The organism is Streptomyces sp. NPDC054842 (assembly GCF_053611025.1).
Genome location: NZ_JBSGZN010000018.1, coordinates 1 through 22,747 on the forward strand (window position 1 = coordinate 1; position 22,747 = coordinate 22,747).

The following is a 22,747-nucleotide window of genomic DNA, read 5'->3' on the forward strand; positions in this document are numbered from 1 at the left end:
ACGCACACGGTCAACTCCCGTGAGAGTGACGCCGTGGAGGCGATCCGGGAGCTGACCGGGGGGTTCGGCGCTGATGTGGTGATCGAGGCGGTGGGGCGTCCGGAGACGTACCGGCAGGCGTTCTATGCCCGTGATCTGGCCGGGACGGTGGTGCTGGTGGGGGTGCCGACGCCGGAGATGAAGCTGGAGTTGCCGTTGCTGGACGTGTTCGGGCGTGGTGGGTCGCTCAAGTCGTCGTGGTACGGCGACTGTCTGCCGTCGCGGGACTTCCCGATGCTGATCGACCTGCATCTGCAAGGGCGCCTGGACCTGGGTGCGTTCGTCTCGGAGACGATCGCGCTGGACGAGGTGGAGAAGGCCTTCGAGCGGATGCACCACGGCGACGTCCTGCGCTCGGTGGTGATGTTCTGATGACGCACGCCCGTATCGACCACCTCGTCACCTCCGGCACCTTCTCGCTCGACGGCGGCACCTGGGACGTCGACAACAACGTCTGGATCATCGGCGACGACCACGAGGCGATCGTCATCGACGCCGCCCACGACGCCGACGCCATCGCCGAGGCGGTGGGCGACCGCACGCTGCGGGCCATCGTGTGCACCCACGCGCACGACGACCACATCGACGCGGCACCCGCCCTCGCCGAGCGCACCGGCGCCACGATCTGGCTGCACCCCGACGACCTGCCCCTGTGGAAGCAGACCCACCCCGGCCGGCTGCCCGACGCCTGGCTGGCCGACGGCCAGGTCATCGAGGCGGCCGGCACGGACCTGACCGTCATGCACACCCCGGGCCACGCCCCGGGCGCGGTCTGCCTGTACGCCCCGGGCCTCGGCAGTGTCTTCACCGGCGACACCCTGTTCCAGGGCGGCCCCGGAGCCACCGGCCGCTCCTACTCGCACTTCCCGACGATCGTCGAGTCGATCCGCGAGCGCCTCCTCGGCCTGCCGGCGGACACGGTGGTGCGCACGGGACACGGGGAGACGACCACCATCGGCGCCGAGGCGCCGCACCTGCAGGAATGGATCGCGCGCGGCCACTGACGGCCCCGCACCCCGGACGCGGGGCCCGCACCCGGGCCCCGCACCCCTGGGCCACGGACCCCCGGGCCCCGCACCCTCCGGACCGGCCGACGACCGGCGCGCGACCGCCGGTCAGCGCACCATCCGACGCGACGGGCCCCGGGGAAAACCGCCGGGAAAAGGCGACAGAAGATGTCCGGCTTCCACGACACCCTCATGACCACACCGTCCGGCGGCGCCGCCTCGGTCAAGGTGAGGGACACGGACATGGAGGTCGGAAGATGCCAGGAACGCTGGACGGCAGGGTCGCGCTGGTCGCGGGGGCGACCCGGGGCGCGGGACGGGGCATCGCCGTCGAGCTGGGCGCGGCGGGAGCGGTCGTCTACGTCACCGGCCGCAGCACCCGCGAGCGCCGCTCGGAGTACGGCCGGCCGGAGACCATCGAGGACACGGCGGACCTGGTGACCGCGGCGGGCGGCACGGGCATCGCCGTACCCACCGACCACCTTGTGCCGTCCGAGGTCCGCACGCTCGTGGACCGGATCGCCGAGGAGCGGGGCCGTCTCGACGTGCTCGTCAACGACGTGTGGGGCGGGGAACTGCTCTTCGCATGGGACGCCCCCGTGTGGGAGCACGACCTCGACAAGGGGCTGCGGCTGCTGCGGCTCGGCGTCGAGACGCACGCGATCACCAGTCACCACGCCCTGCCGCTGCTGCTGCGCCACCCCGGCGGCCTGGTGGTCGAGATGACGGACGGGACCGCCGAGTACAACCGCGACACCTACCGTGTCTCCTTCTTCTACGACCTCGTCAAGTCCTCCGTCCTGCGGATGGCGTTCGCCCTCGGCCACGAGCTCGGCCCGCGCGGCGCGACCGCCGTCGCGCTGACTCCGGGCTGGCTGCGCTCCGAGATGATGCTGGACAACTTCGGGGTGACCGAGGACACCTGGCGCGACGCCCTGGAGAACGTGCCGCACTTCTGCATCTCCGAGACGCCGTTCTACGTCGGCCGGGCGGTGGCCGCGCTGGCCGCCGACCCGGAGCGGGCCCGCTGGAACGGGGCCTCGCTCTCCAGCGGCGGCCTCGCGCGGACCTACGGCTTCACCGATGTGGACGGCAGCCGCCCCGACGCCTGGCGGTACATGGTCGAGGTGCAGGACCCGGGCAGGCCGGCCGACGCGACCGGGTACCGCTGAACAGGGGCCGTACGGAACGCCGTTGAGGAGCTGTCGCGGTGATCGCCGGGCCAGTACGGTCGCCCCTATGACTGCCATGCCGCGTTTCGAGGGGTACGGGGTTCTCATCACGGGCGCGGCCCGGGGCATCGGCGCGGCCACCGCCCGGCGGCTGGCCGGCGAGGGCGCCCGGGTCCTCGTCACCGACGTGGACACGGCCGCCGCGGAGAAGACGGCCGGCTCCCTGCGCGAAGCGGGCGGCCGGGCCGAGGCGTTCGCGTGCGACGTGTCCGACCGGGCTTCCGTGGAGCGGGCCGTGGCGCACGCCGTGGAGGTGTTCGGTTCGCTGGACGTGCTGGTCAACAACGCGTACGGATGCACACCGGACGCACCGTTGTTCGAGGGCGAGTCCGACGAGGTGTGGGCGCGCGATCTCGACCTCACGCTGACCGGCGCCTACCGCTGCTGCCGCGCCGCGCTGCCCCACCTGGTGGCCGGCGGCCGCGGGGCGATCGTCAGCATCGGCTCCGTCAACGGCCTCCAGGACTTCGGCAACCACGCCTACAGCGCGGCCAAGGCGGGCCTCGGCTCGCTGACCCGCACCCTCGCCGGACACGCGGCCCCGCGCGGGGTGCGCGTCAACCTGGTGGTCCCCGGCACGGTCCGCACCACCGCCTGGGAGGGCCGGGACGACGACCTGGCGGCGGCCGGCGAGCTCTACCCGCTCGGCCGGGTCGGGGAGCCGGAGGACGTCGCCGCCGCCGTGGCCTTCCTCGCGTCGGCGGACGCCGCGTGGATCACCGGCACGACGCTCTGTGTGGACGGCGGGCTGACGGCGGTCAACACCGGCTTCCGGCAGGCGGTCCGGCAGCGCCGTACGGACTGAACGCCGTGAGCGGGCCGGTCCCTACGTGCCGAGCGGGCGGGTCACGGCGCGAGGGAGTGCGCGGCCCGCACCAGGGCGTCCAGCACCCGGTCCGTGTCGGCCTCGGACGTACGCCAGTTGCTGAACGCGGCGCGCAGCGCGTGCGTCCCGCCGTACACCGTCGGAGTCAGGAACGTCTCGCCCGAGGCGGCGACCTCGCGGGCCAGGGCGTGCACCCGCTCCGGCGTCGGGTCACCGGCGAGCGTGAAGCAGACGACGTTGAGGCGGACGGGCGCGAGGAGACGCAACTCCGGTACCGCCTCGACGCGTTCGCCGAGACGGCGGGCGAGTGCGATGTTGCGCTCGACGATCTCGCGGTGCCCGTCCCGCCCGTACGCCATGAGCGAGAACCAGGCAGGCAGCGCGCGCAGGCGCCGCGAGTTCTCCGGCGTCAGGTGCAGGAAGTCCGGGTCCTCGGCCGGAAGTCCCAGGTAGGGCGAGGCGTTGTGGAAGACCTTCACCTGGAGGTCCTGGCGCCGGGTGAACTGGACGGCGGCCTCGTAGGGCACGTTCAGCCACTTGTGCAGGTCCACGCAGACCGAGTCGGCCGCGTCGAGACCGTCGGTGAGGTGCGCGTGCGCGGGGGACAGCGCGGCGAAGGCACCGAACGCGGCGTCCACGTGCAGCCAGAAGTCGTAGCGTTCCCGGAGGGCGGCGACGGCCCGCAGGTCGTCGAAGTCGACCGTGTTCACCGTCCCGGCGTTGGCGACCACCACGGCGGGCCGGCCGTCGAGGGCGTCGAGCGCCTCCGCCAGCCGCCCGACGTCGACGGCCTCGCGGTTCCCGGCGAGCACCGGGACCCGGCGCAGCCGGTCCCGTCCGATGCCGAGGACGGACAGGGCCTTGGCGATGCTGGAGTGCGGGCTGCCGGACAGCACGTCGACGGGACCGAGCGCCGCCGCCCCCTCGCGGGACACGGAGATCCCGAGCCGCTCACCGAGCCATTCGCGGGCCACGGCCAGACCGACCGTGTTGGAGACGGTGGCGCCGGTCACGAAGGCCCCGCTGTGCTCCTCGCCCAGCCCGAACAGCTCCCGCAGCCAGCCGAGCGTCTCGTGCTCCAGGGCGGACGCGGACGAGCCGGCGGCGCCGGACACGTTCTGGTCGTAGGTCCCGGTCAGCCAGTCCCCGGCCAGGCTCGCCGGGGTCGCGCCCCCGGTGACGAAGCCCAGGTAGCGCGGTCCGGCGGAGCCGGAGAAGCCGGGCGCCCACCGCTCGGTGAAGCGGGCCAGCGCGCCGTCGGCCCCGGCGCCCCCGGCCGGGAGGCGCTCGGCGTCCGGCGCCTTACCGGGGCGGGCGGCCGGCCGGTCGGCGAGGCCGGCGATCTCCCGGGCGGCGACGTCGCGGGCGGACTGCAGCAGTGCGGGGAACCGGGCCAGGTCCTCGGCCAGTACGGGATGCATGGCCGCAGCCTAGGCAGTCGGCCCCGGCGGCTTCCGGGGCCAATCCGGGACAGGTGGCCCCTTTGCTCCAGCCGGGAGCGCGGCGTAATGTCACCGTTCCGTCGCAGGGTGCGGGATGCCTACAACCGATTCCCCCGGCCGCCTGTCCAAGTGTGCAAGAAACAGCAAGACCGTATGAAGGGGAAGGGCCTGCCATGGGGGACATCCGCAGACGGGGAGCCGTCGCACTCGGCGTCGCCGGACTGATCGCGCCGCTCTCGCTCGCGCTCGGAGCCGCGCCGGCGAACGCCGCGAGCTGCACGACACAGACCGGGCCGTACCAGAAGCAGGTCGAGAAGTTCCTCGGCCGCCCGGTGGACGGCAGGCAGTCCAGCGCCGACTGCCTGGCGACGCAGGCCTTCCAGACCAAGCACGGCATCAGCCCGAACATCGGCTACGCGGGATCCGTCACCTGGGGCGTGATGGATCTCATGAACAAGCAGAAGGCCGTCGGGACCAACCCCAACAGGAACGGGACGTGCCCGGTCAACAAGGGCCGTATCGCCTGCGTGAACCTCACCCTCCAGCTCAGCTGGATCCAGGACGGCAGCACGCTCGTCTACGGCCCGGTACCGGTCCGTACGGGCCGTGACGGGTACGAGACCCGCACCGGCCTGAAGAAGATCTACTGGCGGCACATCGACCACGTGTCGAGCATCTACAACGTGCCGATGCCCTACAGCCAGTTCTTCGACGGCGGTCAGGCCTTCCACTCGGTGGGCGTCAGCATGTGGAACCCGCCGGGCTCGCACGGCTGCGTCAACATGACCACGACCACGGCGAAGAAGTACTGGTCGCTGTTGAGGAACGGCGACGACGTGTTCGTGTACGGCCGCAAGCCCGGTACCTGATCCTTTGCCGTGTGAGCGGCGGGCTCATGCCCGTTCGCTCACTTCTGCACAGGAGTGATCAGCTTCACGGTCCGATATGCCCGAAGATGCGTCTTTGCTCACATCGCCTTCACGCCCGGAGCCGTATGCTTCACAGCATGTCCACTACTCCTGAATCCACTTCGGCGCGCTCGGCCGCCGAGGTCAACGAGGAGATCCGGGCTCTCTGGTTCCGGACGGGCGGGACGCTGACCATGGACGAGCGGCGGGAGTACCAGCGGCTCGTCCTCGAGTGGGCAGCGGCCGCTCCGCGCTCCACGCAGGTCGCGTGAGCGCGTCTCCCACCGACCGACCCCTCACCCTCCGCCCGCGGGGCGGCCGCCGTCGCCGGTGATCCGGCCCGGCCGCCCGGCGGGGATCAGCCCCAACTCTGCGCGTAGCGCCTCCGGTAGCGGCTGCGCTCCTGCTCGGTACGGATGTACCGGGTCGCTACCAGCGCGATGATGCCCCCCGCGATGACCAGCAGCCCGGGACCGATGTTCCGCGGATCCGTGAGCCGTGACACAAGCGTCTGCGAGACGCCGGGTGTGCCCACCGGCTCGACGGCGCCCGGTGCCGCGGACCCGGGCGCCACGGCCGCGCCCTGGGTGGCGGCGGGTGCCGGCGACGCCTGGCCGTTCGGAGCGGCCGGTGCCGCGGGCTTCCCGGCCAGCCGCACGCCCAGCGAGGTGAGCGCCTTGGTCACCGGCTGGAAGAACGTCGTGCCGCCCGTGTCGCAGTCCCCGTTGCCGCCGGACGTCACGCCCAGGGCGACCCCCTCCGAGAAGAGCGGGCCGCCGCTGTCGCCCGGCTCGGCGCACACCGTGGTCTCGATGAGGCCGGTGACGGTGCCCTCCGGGTAGTTGACCGTCGCGTCGAGCGCGGTGACCTCGCCGTCGTGGAGCCCGCTGGTGCTGCCGCTGCGGAAGACCCGCTGGCCGACCGCCGGATCGGCGGCCGCCGTGATCCGCACCCCGCGGTCCCCGCCGATGGCGACGACGTTGGTGTCCGCGTCCGTGCGGGCGTCGGTGTACCGCACCAGCGAGAAGTCACCGCCGGGGAACGACCGGGAGACCGTCCGGCCGACCTGCCGGGTGCCGGTGGTGTCGGCGAACCAGACGGAGCCGGCCGGACCGCAGTGCCCGGCCGTCAGGATGAACTCGCTCCGCCCGTCGGTCACGTTGAACCCCGCGGAGCACCGGCCGCCGTTGGAGAAGATCGGCTGGGCGCCGTTGACCCGCGTGGTGAACGTGCCCCGCGTCCGCTCCATGCGGACCTGGTCCCCGATGCCGTCGGCCAGCTTCGTCATACGGGACCAGTCGGCGGTGGAGACGGTGCTGTCGCCGCGGACCACCACCTCGTTGTGCGCGTAGTCCACGGCCCAGGCGGTGCCGGGCACGCGCGGCGCCGAAGTCAGGCGCGCGGTGGCCGACTTGAGGTCCCGCAGACTGTGGCCGACCGTCTTGGGCCGGGCTCCGGCGCGCCGCACCTCGGCCGCCGCCTCCGCGTCCGTGACGGCGACGACCGTGCGCCCGTCGGAGGCGATCCAGCTGCCCGCCGTACGGGTCGCGCCGAGCCGCGCGACCAGTCCGGAGCCCGGGCCGGCGGCCGGCGCGGCGGAGGCTCCCGGGGCACGCGAGGTGTCGGACGGCTCGCTCGCCACGGCGTGCGTCACCATCAGCCCACCGCAGAGCAGCCCGCCGACGGCCGCGAACCGCGCCCCCCGTCGGACGATCCGTCGTCGTGCGTGCCTCATCCAGGGCTCCCGAAGCCGAACCGCGCGGTGTCACCACCGCCGGGGCGCCGGTCGAACGCCCTCCTCCCATACGTGCCTGGGCGCCGCGGTGTTCACCGCCCCGCGTCGCCGTGCCCGGGGGCCCGGGCGGCTCAGAGCTTGCGGCCGACTCCGCCGAACATCGCCACCTCGTCCGGCTGCTGGCCGGACGCCGTCTCCGGGCGCCAGCGCGAGCAGGACACCACGCCGGGTTCGAGCAGCTCCAGGCCGTCGAAGAAGCGGGCGACCGCCTCCGGGGTGCGCTGCTTCAGCTTCGGGGTGCCGTGCTCGTTCCAGAAGGCCACGGCCGCGTCCACGTCCGGCATCGACGGGCTGGTCACGGTGTGCGAGAGGACGAGGTGGCTGCCGGCGGGGAGGGCGTCGAGGAGGCGGCGCACCAGGCCGTACGCCTCCTCGTCGTCGTTGACGAAGATGACCACGCCGAGCAGCATCAGCCCCACGGGCTTGCTCAAGTCCAGCGTCTTGGAAGCGTGTTCGAGGATCGCGTCGACGTTGCGCAGGTCCTCGTCGAGGTAGTCCGTGCTGCCTTCCGGCGTGCTCGTCAGCAGCGCGCGGGCGTGCGCGAGGACGAGCGGGTCGTTGTCGACGTACACGATCCGCGCGTCGGGGGCGAGGCGCTGGGCGACCTCGTGGGTGTTGTCGGCGGTGGGCAGGCCGGTGCCGATGTCCAGGAACTGCTTGATGCCGCGGTCGGCGACCAGGTGCCGCACCGCCCGCCCGAGGAACAGCCGGTCGGCCTGGGCGTAGTCGCCTATGCCGGGGTGGAGTTGGCGGATCTGGTCGCCGGCCGCGCGGTCCACCTCGTAATTGTCCTTGCCGCCGAGCCAGTAGTTCCAGATCCTCGCCGTGTGCGGCTGGGTGGTGACGATGCGGCTGCGCACCGGCTCGGAGGGGTGTTCCGCGGCTGCCTGGTTCTCGGGCACGGTCGGCTCCTGGTCGTGTGGGAGTGCAGTGTCAACAGGCAATCTAGACGGCCGAGTTGCCTGCCGTGTCCGGAGGTGGGCCCGCACGGCGGCGCGGGCGGTGCTCCCGGTCGGGACCGGCCGCCGTCCGCCGGTGCGCCGGCCATCCGCCGTCGCCGTGGCGTACGCGCCGGGGCCGGGCGGCGGGCAAGTCACTACCAATCGGTAACTTCCGCGTCGCCTGCACTCCACTTCTTGTCGTGACCATGGCTGATGCGGCGTCGGAGGTCTATCCTCGCCGCTCGGACGACGAAGGGAACGGGAATGAGAGCACGCGGTGCGGGGCGCTGGGTCGCCACGGTCTCGATGGCCGTGGCCTTGGGCCTCGGCGGGACGGGGGCCGCCACGGCGGCACCGTCCACGGCGGCCGTGAGCGCGGCGCCGGCGCAGGCGGCCGACATCGACTACGGCACCTGGCAGCGGGACGTGCAGGTCGTCGTCGACCAGGCGCTGCCCTATGTGCGGCAGCGCACCGAGCAGGCCGGAGGTCAGCGGCTCGCGGTCGTCTTCGACATCGACAACACCGCGCTGGAGACGGACTTCCACCCGTGGTACCAGCTGCCCACCCCGGCGCTCAAGGCCTCGCTGGCACTGGCCCGTTACGCCCACGAGCGCGGTGCCGCCGTCTTCTTCGTGACCGCACGGCCGGGCATCATCGCCGCCGAGACGAAGTGGAACCTCAAGGCCGTCGGCTATCCCGTCGACGGTCTCCACGTGCGGAGCCTGCCGGACCTGTTCGACGAGGTCAGCGCCTACAAGACCGGCCGGCGGGCGGCCATCGAGGCGCAGGGCTACACGATCATCGCGAACATCGGCAACAACACGTCCGACCTGGTGGGCGGCCACGCCGAGCGGACGTTCAAACTGCCTGACTACGACGGCCAGTTGTCCTGAGCGAAGCGGCGGCGGCGAGCCTCCCGGGCCGGGGTGAGGGGCTTCCCGGCCCGGGAGGAACGGGCGGACAGGGCCTAGAATTCCGGTATGGATGATTCCCCGCTGGACGCGCTCGCCTCAGGCAAGTACCTGCTCGTCACCAGCTACCGCAAGAACGGCACGGGAGTCTCGACCCCGGTCTGGGTGGTCCGCGACGGGGACGCGCTGGGCATCTGGACCGCCGCGGACACCGGGAAGGTGAAGCGCATCCGCAACCGTCCGGACGTCCTGGCCGGCCCCTGCGACATGCGCGGCCACCCGACCGGCGCCCAGCTCCCCGCCCGGGCCGAGATCCTGGACGACGCCGGGACCGCCCGTATCCGGCAGCTCATCGCCCGCAAGTACGGCGTGACGGGCCGCCTCACCCTGTTCGGGAGCCGGCTGCGCCGCGGCAAGGACGGGACGCTCGGGATCCGCATCACCCCGGCCTCCTGACCCGGAGCCGCCGCGGTGCGCGCGGTCGGCGCCGCTGGCCGTCGCGTGCGCGTCCGCTCAGGCGTGCCTGCGGACCAGCAGCAGGGCGACGTCGTCGTCGGGTTCGGGACGCAGCGCGGAGAGCAGCATGTCGCTGGTCGTCTCCAGGGGGCGCTGCGGGCCCTGGAGCAGCCGGGTCAGGGTGTCCAGGCCCGCGTCGATGGGGTCGTAGCGGTTCTCGACCAGCCCGTCCGTGTACAGGGCGAGCAGGGAGCCCGGCGCCATCGCCAGTTCCACGGTGCCGAAGTCCACGCCCCCGACGCCGAGCGGTACACCGCCCGGGATCTCCAGCAGCGCGGCGCTGCCGTCGGGCCGGATCAGGACGGGCGGCAGATGGCCCGCGCTGGACAGTTCGCAGCTGCCCCGGCGCAGGTCGCACACGGCGTACACGCAGGTGGCGATCGTCTCGCCGAGCGAGCCGGTGATGTCGTCGAGGTGGCGCAGCAGCTCGGCGGGCGGCAGGTCGAGCCGGGCGAGCGCGCGGGTCGCCGTGCTCAACTGGCCCATCACGGCGGCCGACTGGACGCCCTTGCCCATCACGTCGCCCACGATGAGTCCGGTCCGGCCGGGGCCCAGGGAGAACACGTCGTACCAGTCCCCGCCGACCTCGCTCAGCGCCGGGAGGTAGCGGGCGGCGATGTCGAGCCCCGCGTGCTCGGCCGGTGCGGGCGGCAGCAGACTCCGCTGGAGCGTCAGGGCCGCCGCTCGTTCCCGCCCGTAGAGCCGGGCGTTGTCGACGCAGATCGCGGCCCGGGTGGCGAGTTCGAGGGCGAGGATGCGGTCCTGCTCGTCGAAGGGGCGCTGGTTGACGGACCGGTACAGGCTGAGCGTGCCGAGGACCTCGCCCCGCGCCACCAGGGGGACGGCCAGGTAGGAGTGCACACCCGCCGTGTGCAGCACCTGGGCGGCGTGCGCGTCCCGGGCGATGCGCCGCATCATCGCCGGACTCACCTGTTCGACCAGTATCGGGCGGCCCTCGCGGACGCACTGGGTGATGATCCGGGACGAACTGTAGGTGGCCAGCTCGCCGACCGGGTCCGCCGCGTGGATGGCGTCGGTGAGGTAGCCCGCCGCGACCGCCAGCGCCCTGAACTCGGCGTGGGCGTCCCCCGTGACGGCCGGGGTGGTGCCGTGCGTGACCACCGTCTCCAGTACGTCGACGGCGGCCAGGTCGGCCAGTTGCGGCACCGCCACGTCGGCGAGTTCCCGGGCGGTCTGCTGGAGGTCCAGCGTGGTCCCGATGCGCGCGCCCGCGTCCGCGATCACCGACAGGCGCTCACGTGCCTCGGACACCTCGGTCGCCGCGTTCTGCCGCTCGGTGACGTCGATGATGGCCACCGCGAGCCCGAGGACGCGGCCTTGCGTGTCCTCGATGCGGTGGTACGACTCCGAGAAGGCCCGTGCCGACGGGAGCCCCGGGGTCCGGCCGATGGTCATCTGGTCCAGCAGGGGCTTGCCCGTGACCAGCACGTGCCGCATCCGCGACTCGATGACCTCGACGTCGAGGTCGGGCAGCACCTCCCGGATGCGCCGGCCCAGGACCTGCTCCTCCGGCACCCCGTTCATCCGCTCCAGGGCGGGGTTGACGCTCACCCACCGCAGGCCGGTGTCGAAGACGGCGATGCCCACCGGGGTCTGCCGGACCAGGCTGTGCGACAGGGCCAGGTCCCGCTCCACGCCCCGTACGGTGGTCGCGTCGGCCGCCAGCCCCAGCAGGTGCATCGCCCCCTGCCGGTCGCGCAGCCGCATGGTGCGGAACTCCACCGGCACCTCGGTGCCGTCCCGGTGCCGGAGCGGGAAGACGCCCGCCCAGCCGGCACCCGACCGCACCTGGGCGAACAGGTCCCGGGCCCGCCGGCGGTTCTCGGGCGACACGAGCAGCTTGTCGGCCCGGCGGTCCAGGGCCTCGTCCGCGAGGTATCCGAGCAGTTGCTCCGCCTCGGGACTCCAGAGCACGACGCGTCCGTCGCCGTCCAGGACCACGGCCGCGACCTGGAGGAGGTCGAGCAGACCTCCCGGCGCCGCGGTGTTGCCGTCTCCCGGCCCGGCTGCGTACCCGTGCATCCCAGCCGCTCCTTCCGGCGCGGCTCCGACACCGCCATGATCCGTTCCGCGGCCTTTCTCCGATTACGGCACAGCCCGCCCGGCCGGGCAACCTCTGCCCCGCCCGGGAGCGGGCCGGACGCGGCGGGCGACGGCACCCGGCCGCCGAACCAAGCGCCACACCACTGCGGAATCCGCTGCCTCGGCAAGCGAATCGATCGCGATCCCTTGCTCAAGCGATCTTTTCGATCGTACGCTCCCTGGTGATCGGTCACCGTCTGAACTGGGGTACGTCATGGATCGCGTCCGTCTGCAGCACCTGCTGGCCCGCGAGAGCGCCGAGGCCGAGCGCCGCAACCCGCGGTCCAGGGCCGCCTACGAACGCGCCGAGCACCTCTTCGGCCGGGTTCCGATGACCTGGATGAACAAGACCGCCGGCGCCTTCCCCCGCTACCTCGACACCGCCCGCGGCGCCCGGGTCGCCGACATCGACGGCCACGAGTACATCGACTTCTGCCTCGGGGACACCGGGGCGATGGCCGGGCACTCGCCCGCTCCGGTGGCCCACGCCGTCCAGCGGAGGTTCGCCGAGCTGGGCGGCGCCACCGCCATGCTGCCGACGGAGGACGCCGAGTGGGTGGGCGCCGAACTGACCCGCCGCTTCGGCCTCGCCCGCTGGAGCTTCTCGCTGACCGCGACCGACGCCAACCGCTGGGCGATCCGGCTGGCCCGCGCGGTCACCGGCCGCCCCAAGATCCTGGTGAACAGCTACAGCTACCACGGCAGCGTCGACGAGTCGCTCATCGTCGTCGGCCCCGACGGACAGGGCACCGCACGGCCCGGCAACGTCGGCGCGCCCTGCGACGTCACCCTGACCAGCCGCGTCGCGGAGTTCAACGACCTGGAGCAGCTGGAGCGCGAACTCGCCCACGGCGATGTCGCCGCCGTGCTCATGGAGCCGGCGCTCACCAACATCGGCATCGTGCTGCCCGAGGACGGCTACCTGGCGGGCGTCCGCGCCCTGACCCGGCGGTACGGCACCCTCCTGATCAACGACGAGACGCACACCTTCTCGGCCGGACCCGGCGGCTGCACCGCCGCCTGGGACCTGGAGCCGGACCTGCTCACCATCGGCAAGGCGATCGGCGGCGGTGTCCCGGTCGGCGCCTACGGACTGTCCGCCGAGCTCGCCGACCGGCTGCTCGGCCGGGACGACCTGGACCTGGTCGACATGGGCGGAGTCGGCGGCACCCTCGCCGGCAGCGCCCTGTCCGTCGCGGCGGCACGGGCCACGCTGGAGCACGTGCTCACCGACGACGCGTTCGCCCACATGGCGAAACTGTCCGAGCGGTTCGAGGACGGCGTGCGCGCCGGCATCGGGGCGCACGCCCTGCCGTGGTCGGTGAGCCGGCTCGGCGCGCGCACCGAATACCGCTTCGCCGACCCGGCGCCGCGCACCGGGACGGAGTCCGCGGCGGCCGCGGACCCCGAGCTGGAGGACTTCCTCCACCTGTACCTGGCCAACCGGGGCATCCTGCTGACCCCCTTCCACAACATGGCGCTGATGTGCCCGGACACCACGGAGCAGGACGTGGACACGCACACCGAGGTCTTCGCCGCCGCCCTCGCCGAACTTGCGGGCTGAGCCGCGCCGTTAATCTTGGGCCCCCGAGCCGGAAGGAAGAGCGTGGACGAGATCGACCGGGCCATCCTGCGCGAACTGCAGACCGACGGCCGTATCGCGTACGCGGACCTGGGACCCAAGGTCGGACTGTCCGCGTCGGCCGCCCGGCAGCGGCTCCAGCGCCTGCTGGACGCCAAGGCCGTCCAGGTGGTCGGCGTGACCGACCCGATGGGCATGGGCGGGCAGTCCATGGCACTGCTCGGCATCGCCGTCGACGGGGACCCCCGGGCCGTCGCCGACGAGCTGGCCCGGCGCGCCGAGGTCGTCTACTCGGTGCTCACCTCGGGCGGGTTCGACCTCTTCGCCGAGGTGGTGTGCCCGGGCCCGAGGGACCTGCTCGACTTCGTCAACGACGTCGTACGGCCCATCGAGGGAGTCGCGCGGGTCCAGTCCTTCCCCTACTTCGGGATCCACACGCACCGCTTCCTCTGGGACGTCGGCTGACCGGAGCGCTCACCCGCGCGTCCGGCCGGCCAGTGCCCGCAGCACGGCGGAGCGCCCGCGGTCGGGCACGGTCCACAGGGTCTGGCCGCGCACGCCCCAGCGTTCCAGCAGGGCGTTCGCGGCGAGGAACCCGGAGGTCGCGGCGCGTTCCATCAAGGCCACCGGCAGCTCCGTGCGCACCAGGTCGCCCGCCACCGTCAGACCCGGGTCCGGAGTCCGTACGGTCGGCCGGTCGGCGTACCCGCCGACCGGGAAGAGCGGACAGTCGGCGCGCCACTCGTGCCGTACGTCGACGACGCCCGCGGCACGCGTCTCCGGGTACACGCGGTACAGCTGCTCGACGAGCCGCTTCTCCTCCACGTCGCGCACGCAGCCGTCCGGCAGCGCGTAGGCGTGCAGTTCCACGACGGACCCGCCGGTGCGGGCGGCCCACCGGGCGGCCTCGCCCTCCCAGCCGGACAGCACGCTGACGTTGTCCAGCGAGCCGAAACCGCTCGTCCCCAGGAACCCGGGACGATCCGGGGCCACCGGGCGGTCGAGCCACAGCCGCGAGACGAGGAACGGGGGAGCGGTGCGCAGTCCCGCCACCTGCTCGCGCCACCGGGCGTCGCCCAGTCCGGGCGACCGGGCCACGACCGAGCGCAGCCCCTGGGTGTCCAGGGCCAGCACGACCGTGTCGTGCTCGCGCTCGCCGTCGGGTGTCGCGACCCGATATCCGCCGTCCGCGCGGGGCTCGACGCACTCGACGGGCGTCGCCGTGCGCACCCGCGCGCCGAGCGCGGCCAGCCGGCGGGCCAGCGGATCCCACAGCGCGGCCGGGAAGGGCTCGCGCGGGACGTCGAACAGCAGCCCCTCGGAGGACCCGAGGAAGTAGATGTGGAACATCAGCACCATCTCCGCCGCGGACAGCGTCCGCGGATCGGCGAAGAAGCTCCGCGAGAACACCTCGAAGGCCAGGTGGTGCGCCGCCTCGGGGAAGCGGATCGAGGCGAGGAACTCGTGCGCGCTGACGCCGTCCAGCCGCTCGTAGACGTCCGGGACGCGGACGTCGAGCAGCGGCAGGGCCGCCGACGGGTTCATCCGCAGCAGGTCCCGGGCGCCGAACGTGGGACTGAGGGCCACGAAACCGAGCGCGCTCCAGGGCGGTGTGCGCGGCACGTGCCGGAAACTGTCCGTCAGGCCGCTGCTGTGCCGCAGGGGGTAGTCCGGCAGGGCGGTGAGCATGCCGAGCCCGGGATCGGCCCGGCGCAGCAGGCCCCGCAGGTTGTAGTACTGGCGGAAGAACGCGTGGAAGCCGCGGCTCATCGTCGCCGGGCTGCCGTCGGCGAGCTCGACGGGCCAGCCGGCGAGACGGCCGCCGAGGGTCCGGTCGCGTTCGTAGAGCGTCACCCGCACCCCGCGTTCGGCGAGGGCGGTCGCGGCGGCGAGCCCGGCGATGCCGCCGCCGATCACCGCGGTGGAGGGCGCGTCGCCGCTCACCCGCGGGCGCCCCGGACGCGGGAGGAGGACGTGGGCGCGCCGGTCCCGACCCCGCCGGGGCACCCCGTTCCCGGGACGGGCGTTCACACCGCACCCCCGTGCGGGGCATCCTGCCGCAGCCCGACCACGGTGTGCACGATGCCGGTCTGCCAGCCCGGCACGGGCAGCACCCGGACCTGCCCGAAACCCGCGCGCCGCACCCGGTCACCGAAGGCCTGAGCGGTGTCGAACTCCACGACGCTGCGCCACAGATGGTGGTAGAGGCGGCCGTTACCGGCGGCCGTGCCGGCGGGCAGCACGATGCCGCGGCAGACGGCGTTCCACACCGTGCGGTGGGCGGGCAGCCCGCTGAGCGTGTACTCGTGCACCGCGAGCCTGCCGCCCGGAGCGAGCAGTGCGTGCACGGCCGCCAGGATCCGGTCGGGGTCGGCCACGTTGCGGAACAGGTACGCCGCCAGGACCGCGTCGAAGGGACCCTCGACGCCTTCCTCGGCCAGGCGTTCCGCCGAGGCGTGCCGGAACGTCACCCGCGACGGCCAGCTCTTGGCAGCCGCGCGTTCCAGCATGCCCGCCGACGCGTCCACCGCCACGATCTCCGCCTCGGGGAGCACGGCGGCGAGCGCCGCGGTGGACGCCCCCGTGCCGCAGCCGAGGTCCAGCACCCGCCGGCCCGCCCCGCCGTCCGGCAGTCCGAGACGGCGCACGGAGCGGCGCAGGTGGGCGTGGTAGCCGGGGTTGAAGGCGACCAGGCGGTCGTAGGTGCGGGAGGCGTGGTCGAACGCCGTGGCCAGCTCCGCGTCGCGCAGCAGGGGCATGCAGTCTCCTCGGTTTCCGAAAGATGGGGCGGCGGCTTCGCCGGTGTCAGGAGTCCCCGGGCGGACGCCGGGGCAGCCACGGCAGTTCCGCCACCGTGCGCAGCATCGGCAGGACGGGGGTGCGCAGACCGACGGCGAGGTCCTCGTGGAGCCGTGTGCGGCCGTCGAGGAAGCGCAGCAGACGCTCGGCGGGCACGCTCGCGAACAGGCGCGAGAAGACGTCCGCGCCGTCGACCCGGCCCGTGGCGAGCGCGCGCAGCAGCACGGCGTCCATGGCGCGGGACCGGGCCGAGTGCGCCGGCGGGGGCGCCGGCCGCCGGCCGGACCGGAACGCGGCCGCGATGGCACGGGTCTGACGCTGCACGGCCGCGAAGGTGTACCCCGTCGACGGCCGGGTCGCGCCCCCGGCGGCGCCGATCCGGAACACCGCCTGGCCGGTCTGCCGGGCGAACGAGCCGTCGGTCATGGGGATCACGCCCGTCTCCCGCGCGGTCACCTCGAACGCGCCCAGACCGAGCACCTCCCCGGTGTAGTGGCGCAGAGCGGCGTCGTATGCGGAGGCGGTCAGCGGCGCGGAGGAGAACTCGGTGTACTCGACCAACGCGGTGTGCCGTCCGGTGGGCAGCACGTACCCGAACGACAGGCCCCGGTCCGGCTGCGGGGTGCGGAAGTCCATCAGGTCCACCACGTCGGGGTCGAAGACCGGACGGTCGGTGCGCACGAACCAGCCGTGGAAGTGCTGGAGCAGGGTGGTGCGGGCCGCGGGCAGGGCCCCCAGCGGCCGGGAGTCGAAGACCCAGCGGGCGCGCACCGCGAGCGGTACGCCGGCCGCGGTGGACGCCCGCACCTGCGCGCCCCCGCCGGGCAGCCCCTCGACGCTGTCGACGACGGCCTCCATCCCGCGCACCGACCCCCGGGCGGCCAGGTCGTGGTGGACGAGCTCCTCGAAGTCGTCGGAGCACAGCATCTTGTAGCGCAGCGGGGCGATCCGGCTGTCGGTCCAGGAGCCCTCGCGCCCGCGGATCCTGAGGCGCTGCCAGGAAGCGGTCAGCGCACGGTCGTAGGCACCCGCGCCCGCCTCCCAGTAGCACCAGGTGCGGCGCGGTGGCCGCAGCGGTCCCGGCGGCGCCGTGAGGAGGACGACGGAGGGGGTGCGGCGGCCCGTGGCACCGGACGAGAGCCGGTGCGCCAGGGACAGGCCCGCGGCTCCCGCGCCGATGATGGCGACGTCCGCGTCGAGCACAGGTTCCACTCCTCGGATACGGCAGGGAGGCGGCGGGCACAGGGATGCGCCTGCCGAAGCATTCCGTGCGCGGCACCCGTACGGATGCGCGCCGCACCGAATTCCCGCCCGGGGTAGGCCCATCGGCGCATCGCCACGCCGGGGGCGTCCGGGACGGCGACGGCCGGGGGCGCCTCCGCGGCCCTTCGCGTCGGGCGGGACGGGACCGGACGGGCGCCGACGGCGCGGGGCGGCGCACCCGACGGCCCGTCGGCGGACTACCGGGCGACCTGTCCGCCGCTCGGCGCCCGGGACGCCGCCAGGTGGACCCGGACTCTCACCCGGACAGCGTCCGATTCACGCCCGCGCTCGTGTGTCGCCGCCCTGACGGCTCACGGCCGCAGTAGCTTCACCGCTCGCGGCCGGCACGAGCCGGATCCGCTCCGGCACCCACGGGCGACCCGGCGGACGGGAAAAAGAGGACGCCATCGCATCCGCCACGCCCACCCCGGCCGAATCACTTCCGGCAAACCCGCGTCCGCCACGACGAGAGGAACCGGGATGCGTCGTACGAGGGCCGGGGAGCACCCCGCGATCGGCCCGGCACCCGTGCCACCGCACAACACCCGGGAGGCGCACGCCTCTTCGGGCCCGCGCGGCGGTCCGGACACGGACACCGCGACCGCAGTGCCCTGGCACCCGGACGCCGTGGACGCCGACGTGCCCGGCGCCGTCGGACGCGTACTGGACACCGTCCTGAGGGAACGGGTCGCCCAGGCGTCCGCGCTGGACCTCGCGTTCGGCGCCGACGTGGCCGAACGCGTAGCACGGTTCACCCGGCACGGCGGCAAGCGCATGCGCCCCCAGTTCCTGTGGTGGGCGCTGCGGGGCTGCGGCGGCGGCCGGCACCCGGCCGAGGCCGAGACGGCGCTGCGGATCGGGGCGGCGCTCGAACTCATCCAGACCTGCGCGCTCGTCCACGACGACGTCATGGACGCCTCCGCCCTGCGCCGGGGCCGCCCCGCCCTGCACGTCGACCTCGCCGCCCAGTACGCCGGAACGGTCGGGCGGCGGGCCGGCGCGCTGGGCGAGGCGGGCGCGATCCTCGCCGGCGACCTGGCCCTGGCCTGGGCGGACGACGTCGTCGCCGACCTGGTCGCGGACCCCGGCACACCGCCGGCCGTGCGGCGCGTCTGGCGGGCGATGCGCACCGAAATGGTCGCGGGCCAGTACCTGGACCTGCTGGACCAGTCCACCGCCACCGGCTCCATGGCCCGGGCCGTCCGCGCGGCCTGCCTCAAGAGCGCCCGCTACTCGGTGGAACGGCCACTGGCCCTCGGCGCCGCACTGGCCGGAGCGGACGCCGCCACGACCGACGCCATGTGCGCGGCGGGACGCTGCGCCGGAGTCGCCTTCCAGCTCCGGGACGACCTGCTGGGCGTCTTCGGCGACCCGCGCGGCACCGGCAAGCCGTCGGGCGACGACATCCGCGAGGGCAAGCGCACCTACCTGGTCGCCGTGGCGCGGGCCCGCGCCACGCAGTCCCGCGACCGGTCGGCCGTCGAGGTCCTCGACCGCTGCCTCGGGGACGGCGACCTGACGGAGGCACAACTCGCCGAGGTGCGGCACGTCCTGACGGCCACCGGAGCCAGGACCGCCGTCGAGAACCGGATCGAGCGGCTCGCGGCCCGCAGCGCCCAGCACCTCGCCGACGCCGGGCTCCTGCCCTCCGTACGAGACCGGCTGCAGGCCCTGATGTGCGCGGCGGCCGGCGTGACACCCGCCCGCGACCCGGCGGCGGAACCGCCGGAGACCGGGGACGACGACCCGACGGCGTGCCTGACCGGCGCCGGAGCCGCAGGAGGAACACGATGACCAGGACCGTCACCGGCCGCACCGACCACGTGGTGGTGGTCGGCGCGGGGCTGGCCGGCCTGTCGGCGGCACTGCACCTGCTGGGCGCGGGACGCCGGGTGACCGTCGTGGAACGCGCCGCCCTGCCCGGCGGCCGGGCCGGCCGCATCGACCGCGCCGGGTACCGCATCGACACCGGCCCCACCGTGCTGACGATGCCGGACCTCGCGGACGAGGCGTTCGCCGCGGTCGGCGACAGCCTCCGCGACCGCGTCGACCTGATCCCCCTGCACCCCGCCTACCGGGCCCGCTTCGCAGACGGCAGCGCCCTCGACGTGCACACCCGGGCGGACGCCATGGAGGCCGAGGTCGAACGTTTCGCCGGGGCCCGCGAGGCCGCCGGCTACCGGCGGCTGCGCCAGTGGCTGGAGCAGCTCTACGCCGTCCAGATGCGCCGCTTCATCGACGCGAACTTCGACTCGCCGCTGAACCTCCTGACCCCCGACCTCGGCAGGCTCGCCGCGCTCGGCGGGTTCGGGCGCCTGGACGCCCGTATCGGACGGTTCCTCAGCGACGAGCGGCTGCGGAGGATCTTCTCGTTCCAGGCCCTGTACGTCGGCGTGCCGCCCGAGCGGGCGCTCGCCGCGTACGCCGTCATCGCGTACATGGACACCGTCGCCGGGGTGTACTTCCCGCGCGGCGGCATGCACGCCCTGCCGCAGGCCATGGCCGACTCCGCCGCCGACGCGGGCGCCGAACTCCGCTACGAGCACGACGTGACGGGGCTCGAACGCTCCGGCTCACGGGTCACGGCGGTCCTTACCTCGCAGGGCCGCATCGCGTGCGACGCGGTGGTGCTCACGCCGGACCTGCCGGTGACCTACCGCCTGCTGGGCCGCCGTCCCCGCCGACCACTCGGGCTGCGGCACGCGCCGTCCGCCGTCGTCCTGCACGCGGGCACCGACCGGACCTGGCCGGGCCTCGGACACCACACGCTGTCCTTCGGCCGGGCGTGGAAGGGCACCTTCGACGAACTGACCAGGACCGGGAGCCTGATGACCGATCCGTCCCTGCTGATCACCCGCCCCACCGCCACCGACCCCTCGCTGGCCCCCGAGGGCAGGCACCTGCACTACATCCTCGCGCCCTGCCCCAACACGGACATCGGACCCGGCGCCGCCGCCTGGGGCGACCTCGCCCCCCGCTACCGCGACAGCCTGCTGGACGTGCTGGAACGCCGCGGGCTCGACGGGATCGCCTCGTCCATCGAGGAGGAGTGCCTGGTCACCCCCGCCGACTGGCACACACAGGGGCACGCCGCCGGCACGCCGTTCTCGGCGGCGCACACGTTCGCGCAGACCGGTCCCTTCCGTCCGCGGAACCTCGTCAGCGGCACCGAGAACGCGGTGCTGGCCGGCTGCGGAACCACCCCGGGCGTCGGTGTGCCGACCGTCCTCGTCTCCGGCAAGCTCGCCGCGGCCCGGATCACCGGACTCCGGCCCCGCCGCGTCACCCGCCCCGCCGCCCGCCCTACGACCGTGGAGGGCGCCCGCCCATGACCGACCGCGAACTCGACGCCGCCGGGATCCACGACCCCGGACTGCGCACCGCCTACGCCCACTGCCGCACGCTCAACGCACGGCACGGACGCACCTACTTCCTCGCCACCCGGCTGCTGCCCGTCGCCCGGCGGCCCGCCGTGCACGCGCTGTACGGATTCGCGCGCTGGGCCGACGACATCGTCGACACCCTGGACGACCGTCTCACCGCCCACGACCGCACGGCGGCGCTCGCCCGGCTGGAGACCCGGCTGCACCTCGGGCTGCGCCGGGAGGGACCGGTCGACGAGCCGGTGGTCGCCGCCCTCGCCGACACCGCCGCCCGCTACCACATCGACCACCGGCACTTCGTCGACTTCATGGCGTCCATGCGCAGCGACCTGCACGTCACGGGCTACGCCACCTACGACGACCTGTACGGCTACATGCACGGCTCGGCCGCCGTCATCGGGCTGCAGATGCTGCCGGTGCTCGGCACCGTCGTCCCCCGCGAGGAGGCCGCCCCGCACGCGGCGGCGCTCGGCGTCGCCTTCCAGCTCACCAACTTCCTCCGCGACGTGGGGGAGGACCTCGACCGCGGCCGGGTGTACCTGCCCGCCGACCTGCTCGGCGCCCACGGCGTGGACCGGGCCCTGCTGCGGTGGAGCCGGGACACCGGCCGCCGCGACCCCCGCATCACCGAGGCACTGCGCGCCGCCGAGGACCTGACCCGCGGCGTCTACCGCGACGCGGCCCCCGGCATCGCGATGCTCGACCCGGTCGCGCGGCCCTGCATCCGTACCGCGTTCGTCCTGTACGGGGCGATCCTCGACACCGTGGCCGACGAGGGCTACGCCGTGCTGCACCGGCGTGCGGTGGTGCCCCGGCGCAGGCGGGCCGCCGTCGCGCTGGACGGTCTCGTGCTCCTGGCCGCCGCGCGGGCGCGGGCCCGGGGCGACCGCTCGGCACAGCCGCCGGACCGCTGTGCCTCGGCCGACGGCCGCGTGCGGCCGTCCCGGCGCAAGGAGGCGGCGTGAGCGGCCGCGCCCGTCGTACCCCCCGGCTGCCGCTGCGGCTGCGTCGCGACCCCGTGGCGTGGGAGAAGCAGCTGCCCACCTGGCGCGAGGCACGGCCCGGCGTCATCGCCGCCGCCCTGAAGCGGGCGTCGGCCAGGCCGTCCGGCAACTGGTACGTCGTCGGCGCCACCCGCGACGTCGGCCCCGGGCGTCCGCTGGCGTGCACGGTGGCCGGGCAGGAGGTCGTCGTCTGGCGGGACGCGGGCGGACGGCTCGTGGCGGGACCGGGAGTGTGCCCGCACCTGGGGGCTCCGCTGGCCGACAGCCCCGTCCGCTGCGGCACCCTCGTCTGCCACTGGCACGGGCTGGCCCTGGACGGCGGTCCCGTCGCGGGCTGGGAACCGCTGCCCGTGCACGACGACGGCGTGCTGGTCTGGGTCCGCCTGGACGGTGTGGGCGGCGAGGACCCGCTGCCGGCCCCGGTGGTCCCGGTGCGGCCACCGCTGCCGGGAGCGGTCGAGGCCGTGTACAGCGCGGTCGGCCGGTGCGAGCCGGAGGACGTGGTGGCCAACCGCCTCGACCCCTGGCACGGCGCCTGGTTCCACCCGTACTCCTTCGTGGACCTGACGGTCGTGCAGAGTCCCACCGGTCAGGAGGCCGAGGACGACGACGGGTTCACCGTGGACGTCTCCTTCAAGCTCGCCGGCCGGCTGGTGGTGCCGGTGCGCGCGGTGTTCACGGCGCCGGAACCGCGCACGGTGGTCATGCACATCACCGACGGGGAGGGCGAGGGCTCGGTGGTCGAGACGCACGCGACCCCCCGGGGCCCCGACGAGCTGGGGCGCGCGCGCACCCTGGTGACCGAGGCGATCGTGGCCGCCTCCGGCCGGCGCGGCTTCGCCGTCGCCCGGGGCGCGGCGCCGCTGCTGCGGCCGTTGATGCGGGTCGCCGCCGGCCGGCTGTGGCGCGACGACCTGGCCTACGCGGAGCGGCGCTGGCACCTGCGCAGCACGGGACGCTTCCCGGGCTGAGGGGCCCGGACCGCCGCAGCCCGC

The 22,747-nt window shown here is 74.2% G+C and carries 21 protein-coding genes; 14 read left to right on the top strand and 7 right to left on the bottom strand.

Going from position 1 to position 22,747, the window contains the following annotated elements:
• The 4 genes from ACWGIS_RS16310 to ACWGIS_RS16325 all read left to right on the top strand — a co-directional run.
• Nucleotides 1–411, top strand: a 411-nt coding sequence (locus ACWGIS_RS16310) for a zinc-binding dehydrogenase (RefSeq protein ID WP_453363072.1), incomplete at its 5' end; no start/stop codon positions are given.
• Nucleotides 411–1,043 carry an MBL fold metallo-hydrolase gene (locus ACWGIS_RS16315; RefSeq protein ID WP_453363073.1) on the top strand — a complete coding sequence of 211 codons (633 nt, stop codon included), beginning with the start codon at nt 411–413 and terminating at the stop codon, nt 1,041–1,043. The genes ACWGIS_RS16310 and ACWGIS_RS16315, both read left to right, overlap by 1 nt.
• A gap of 260 nt (nt 1,044–1,303) precedes the next feature.
• Nucleotides 1,304–2,218: an SDR family oxidoreductase gene (locus ACWGIS_RS16320; protein ID WP_453363074.1), complete on the top strand. Its 915-nt coding sequence runs from the start codon at nt 1,304–1,306 to the stop codon at nt 2,216–2,218.
• A 67-nt stretch (nt 2,219–2,285) separates the two neighbouring features.
• Entirely contained in the window at nt 2,286–3,083 is a 798-nt protein-coding gene (locus tag ACWGIS_RS16325; protein WP_453363075.1) for an SDR family NAD(P)-dependent oxidoreductase, read from the top strand.
• Between the two features lie 41 nt (nt 3,084–3,124).
• Here the strand turns inward: ACWGIS_RS16325 and ACWGIS_RS16330 are convergent, their stop codons facing one another.
• A complete protein-coding gene (locus tag ACWGIS_RS16330) occupies nt 3,125–4,525 on the bottom strand; it encodes a pyridoxal phosphate-dependent decarboxylase family protein (RefSeq protein WP_453363076.1) in 1,401 nt (466 codons plus the stop codon).
• A gap of 194 nt (nt 4,526–4,719) precedes the next feature.
• Here ACWGIS_RS16330 and ACWGIS_RS16335 point away from each other — a divergent pair, with 194 nt between their 5' ends.
• Together ACWGIS_RS16335 and ACWGIS_RS16340 are read left to right on the top strand one after the other, a co-directional pair.
• The gene (locus tag ACWGIS_RS16335; RefSeq protein WP_453363077.1) at nt 4,720–5,415 is read left to right on the top strand and encodes a L,D-transpeptidase; all 696 of its coding nucleotides are present in this window, start codon (nt 4,720–4,722) and stop codon (nt 5,413–5,415) included.
• A 125-nt stretch (nt 5,416–5,540) separates the two neighbouring features.
• Nucleotides 5,541–5,726, top strand: a complete 186-nt coding sequence (locus ACWGIS_RS16340; RefSeq protein WP_453363078.1) for a hypothetical protein — start codon at nt 5,541–5,543, stop codon at nt 5,724–5,726.
• Nucleotides 5,727–5,812: 86 nt separating this feature from the next.
• On the opposite strand, the gene ACWGIS_RS16345 is transcribed toward ACWGIS_RS16340, so the two are convergent.
• Complete coding sequence (locus tag ACWGIS_RS16345; protein ID WP_453363079.1) at nt 5,813–7,189, bottom strand: S1 family peptidase; 1,377 nt, start codon at nt 7,187–7,189, stop codon at nt 5,813–5,815.
• A gap of 131 nt (nt 7,190–7,320) precedes the next feature.
• Nucleotides 7,321–8,151, bottom strand: coding sequence for an SAM-dependent methyltransferase (locus ACWGIS_RS16350; RefSeq protein ID WP_453363080.1), 831 nt, complete (start codon nt 8,149–8,151; stop codon nt 7,321–7,323).
• A gap of 303 nt (nt 8,152–8,454) precedes the next feature.
• Here ACWGIS_RS16350 and ACWGIS_RS16355 point away from each other — a divergent pair, with 303 nt between their 5' ends.
• Together ACWGIS_RS16355 and ACWGIS_RS16360 are read left to right on the top strand one after the other, a co-directional pair.
• Complete coding sequence (locus ACWGIS_RS16355; protein WP_453363081.1) at nt 8,455–9,084, top strand: HAD family acid phosphatase; 630 nt, start codon at nt 8,455–8,457, stop codon at nt 9,082–9,084.
• An 87-nt stretch (nt 9,085–9,171) separates the two neighbouring features.
• The gene (locus ACWGIS_RS16360; protein WP_453363082.1) at nt 9,172–9,558 is read left to right on the top strand and encodes a PPOX class F420-dependent oxidoreductase; all 387 of its coding nucleotides are present in this window, start codon (nt 9,172–9,174) and stop codon (nt 9,556–9,558) included.
• A 57-nt stretch (nt 9,559–9,615) separates the two neighbouring features.
• On the opposite strand, the gene ACWGIS_RS16365 is transcribed toward ACWGIS_RS16360, so the two are convergent.
• Nucleotides 9,616–11,661: a SpoIIE family protein phosphatase gene (locus tag ACWGIS_RS16365; protein ID WP_453363083.1), complete on the bottom strand. Its 2,046-nt coding sequence runs from the start codon at nt 11,659–11,661 to the stop codon at nt 9,616–9,618.
• A 274-nt stretch (nt 11,662–11,935) separates the two neighbouring features.
• On the opposite strand from ACWGIS_RS16365, the gene ACWGIS_RS16370 reads away from it, so the two are divergent.
• Both ACWGIS_RS16370 and ACWGIS_RS16375 read left to right on the top strand, forming a co-directional pair.
• Nucleotides 11,936–13,285, top strand: coding sequence for a transaminase (locus ACWGIS_RS16370; protein WP_453363084.1), 1,350 nt, complete (start codon nt 11,936–11,938; stop codon nt 13,283–13,285).
• Between the two features lie 42 nt (nt 13,286–13,327).
• Complete coding sequence (locus ACWGIS_RS16375; RefSeq protein WP_355792559.1) at nt 13,328–13,768, top strand: Lrp/AsnC family transcriptional regulator; 441 nt, start codon at nt 13,328–13,330, stop codon at nt 13,766–13,768.
• A gap of 9 nt (nt 13,769–13,777) precedes the next feature.
• Here ACWGIS_RS16375 and ACWGIS_RS16380 read toward each other — a convergent pair whose 3' ends face one another.
• The 3 genes from ACWGIS_RS16380 to ACWGIS_RS16390 are packed head-to-tail and all read right to left on the bottom strand — an operon-like array spanning nt 13,778 to nt 17,305.
• Complete coding sequence (locus ACWGIS_RS16380) at nt 13,778–15,334, bottom strand: FAD-dependent oxidoreductase (protein WP_453363085.1); 1,557 nt, start codon at nt 15,332–15,334, stop codon at nt 13,778–13,780.
• The gene (locus tag ACWGIS_RS16385) at nt 15,331–16,062 is read right to left on the bottom strand and encodes a methyltransferase domain-containing protein (RefSeq protein ID WP_453363086.1); all 732 of its coding nucleotides are present in this window, start codon (nt 16,060–16,062) and stop codon (nt 15,331–15,333) included. Before ACWGIS_RS16385 ends, ACWGIS_RS16380 begins: the two co-directional genes overlap by 4 nt.
• 46 nt (nt 16,063–16,108) lie before the next feature.
• A complete protein-coding gene (locus tag ACWGIS_RS16390; RefSeq protein WP_453363087.1) occupies nt 16,109–17,305 on the bottom strand; it encodes a lycopene cyclase family protein in 1,197 nt (398 codons plus the stop codon).
• Nucleotides 17,306–17,845: 540 nt separating this feature from the next.
• Here ACWGIS_RS16390 and ACWGIS_RS16395 point away from each other — a divergent pair.
• From ACWGIS_RS16395 to ACWGIS_RS16410, 4 genes are read left to right on the top strand one after another with little or no spacing between them, the layout of a single operon-like run.
• Entirely contained in the window at nt 17,846–19,159 is a 1,314-nt protein-coding gene (locus tag ACWGIS_RS16395) for a polyprenyl synthetase family protein (protein ID WP_453363088.1), read from the top strand.
• Complete coding sequence (locus tag ACWGIS_RS16400) at nt 19,156–20,697, top strand: phytoene desaturase (RefSeq protein WP_453363089.1); 1,542 nt, start codon at nt 19,156–19,158, stop codon at nt 20,695–20,697. The genes ACWGIS_RS16395 and ACWGIS_RS16400 overlap by 4 nt, the downstream gene beginning before the upstream one ends.
• Nucleotides 20,694–21,713 (top strand): phytoene/squalene synthase family protein, encoded by a 1,020-nt coding sequence (locus tag ACWGIS_RS16405; protein ID WP_453363090.1) that lies wholly within the window; start codon nt 20,694–20,696, stop codon nt 21,711–21,713. Before ACWGIS_RS16400 ends, ACWGIS_RS16405 begins: the two co-directional genes overlap by 4 nt.
• The gene (locus ACWGIS_RS16410; protein ID WP_453363091.1) at nt 21,710–22,723 is read left to right on the top strand and encodes a DUF5914 domain-containing protein; all 1,014 of its coding nucleotides are present in this window, start codon (nt 21,710–21,712) and stop codon (nt 22,721–22,723) included. The genes ACWGIS_RS16405 and ACWGIS_RS16410 overlap by 4 nt, the downstream gene beginning before the upstream one ends.
• Nucleotides 22,724–22,747: the final 24 nt, after the last annotated feature.

What these genes read in the sequence shown, in the direction of transcription:
- ACWGIS_RS16315 (WP_453363073.1), top strand. Translation starts at nt 411, where the DNA reads ATGACGCACGCCCGTATCGACCACCTCGTCACCTCCGGCACCTTCTCG.
- ACWGIS_RS16320 (WP_453363074.1), top strand. Translation starts at nt 1,304, where the DNA reads ATGCCAGGAACGCTGGACGGCAGGGTCGCGCTGGTCGCGGGGGCGACC.
- ACWGIS_RS16325 (WP_453363075.1), top strand. Translation starts at nt 2,286, where the DNA reads ATGACTGCCATGCCGCGTTTCGAGGGGTACGGGGTTCTCATCACGGGC.
- ACWGIS_RS16330 (WP_453363076.1), bottom strand. Translation starts at nt 4,525, where the DNA reads ATGCATCCCGTACTGGCCGAGGACCTGGCCCGGTTCCCCGCACTGCTG.
- ACWGIS_RS16335 (WP_453363077.1), top strand. Translation starts at nt 4,720, where the DNA reads ATGGGGGACATCCGCAGACGGGGAGCCGTCGCACTCGGCGTCGCCGGA.
- ACWGIS_RS16340 (WP_453363078.1), top strand. Translation starts at nt 5,541, where the DNA reads ATGCTTCACAGCATGTCCACTACTCCTGAATCCACTTCGGCGCGCTCG.
- ACWGIS_RS16345 (WP_453363079.1), bottom strand. Translation starts at nt 7,189, where the DNA reads ATGAGGCACGCACGACGACGGATCGTCCGACGGGGGGCGCGGTTCGCG.
- ACWGIS_RS16355 (WP_453363081.1), top strand. Translation starts at nt 8,455, where the DNA reads ATGAGAGCACGCGGTGCGGGGCGCTGGGTCGCCACGGTCTCGATGGCC.
- ACWGIS_RS16360 (WP_453363082.1), top strand. Translation starts at nt 9,172, where the DNA reads ATGGATGATTCCCCGCTGGACGCGCTCGCCTCAGGCAAGTACCTGCTC.
- ACWGIS_RS16365 (WP_453363083.1), bottom strand. Translation starts at nt 11,661, where the DNA reads ATGCACGGGTACGCAGCCGGGCCGGGAGACGGCAACACCGCGGCGCCG.
- ACWGIS_RS16370 (WP_453363084.1), top strand. Translation starts at nt 11,936, where the DNA reads ATGGATCGCGTCCGTCTGCAGCACCTGCTGGCCCGCGAGAGCGCCGAG.
- ACWGIS_RS16385 (WP_453363086.1), bottom strand. Translation starts at nt 16,062, where the DNA reads ATGCCCCTGCTGCGCGACGCGGAGCTGGCCACGGCGTTCGACCACGCC.
- ACWGIS_RS16395 (WP_453363088.1), top strand. Translation starts at nt 17,846, where the DNA reads ATGCGTCGTACGAGGGCCGGGGAGCACCCCGCGATCGGCCCGGCACCC.
- ACWGIS_RS16400 (WP_453363089.1), top strand. Translation starts at nt 19,156, where the DNA reads ATGACCAGGACCGTCACCGGCCGCACCGACCACGTGGTGGTGGTCGGC.
- ACWGIS_RS16405 (WP_453363090.1), top strand. Translation starts at nt 20,694, where the DNA reads ATGACCGACCGCGAACTCGACGCCGCCGGGATCCACGACCCCGGACTG.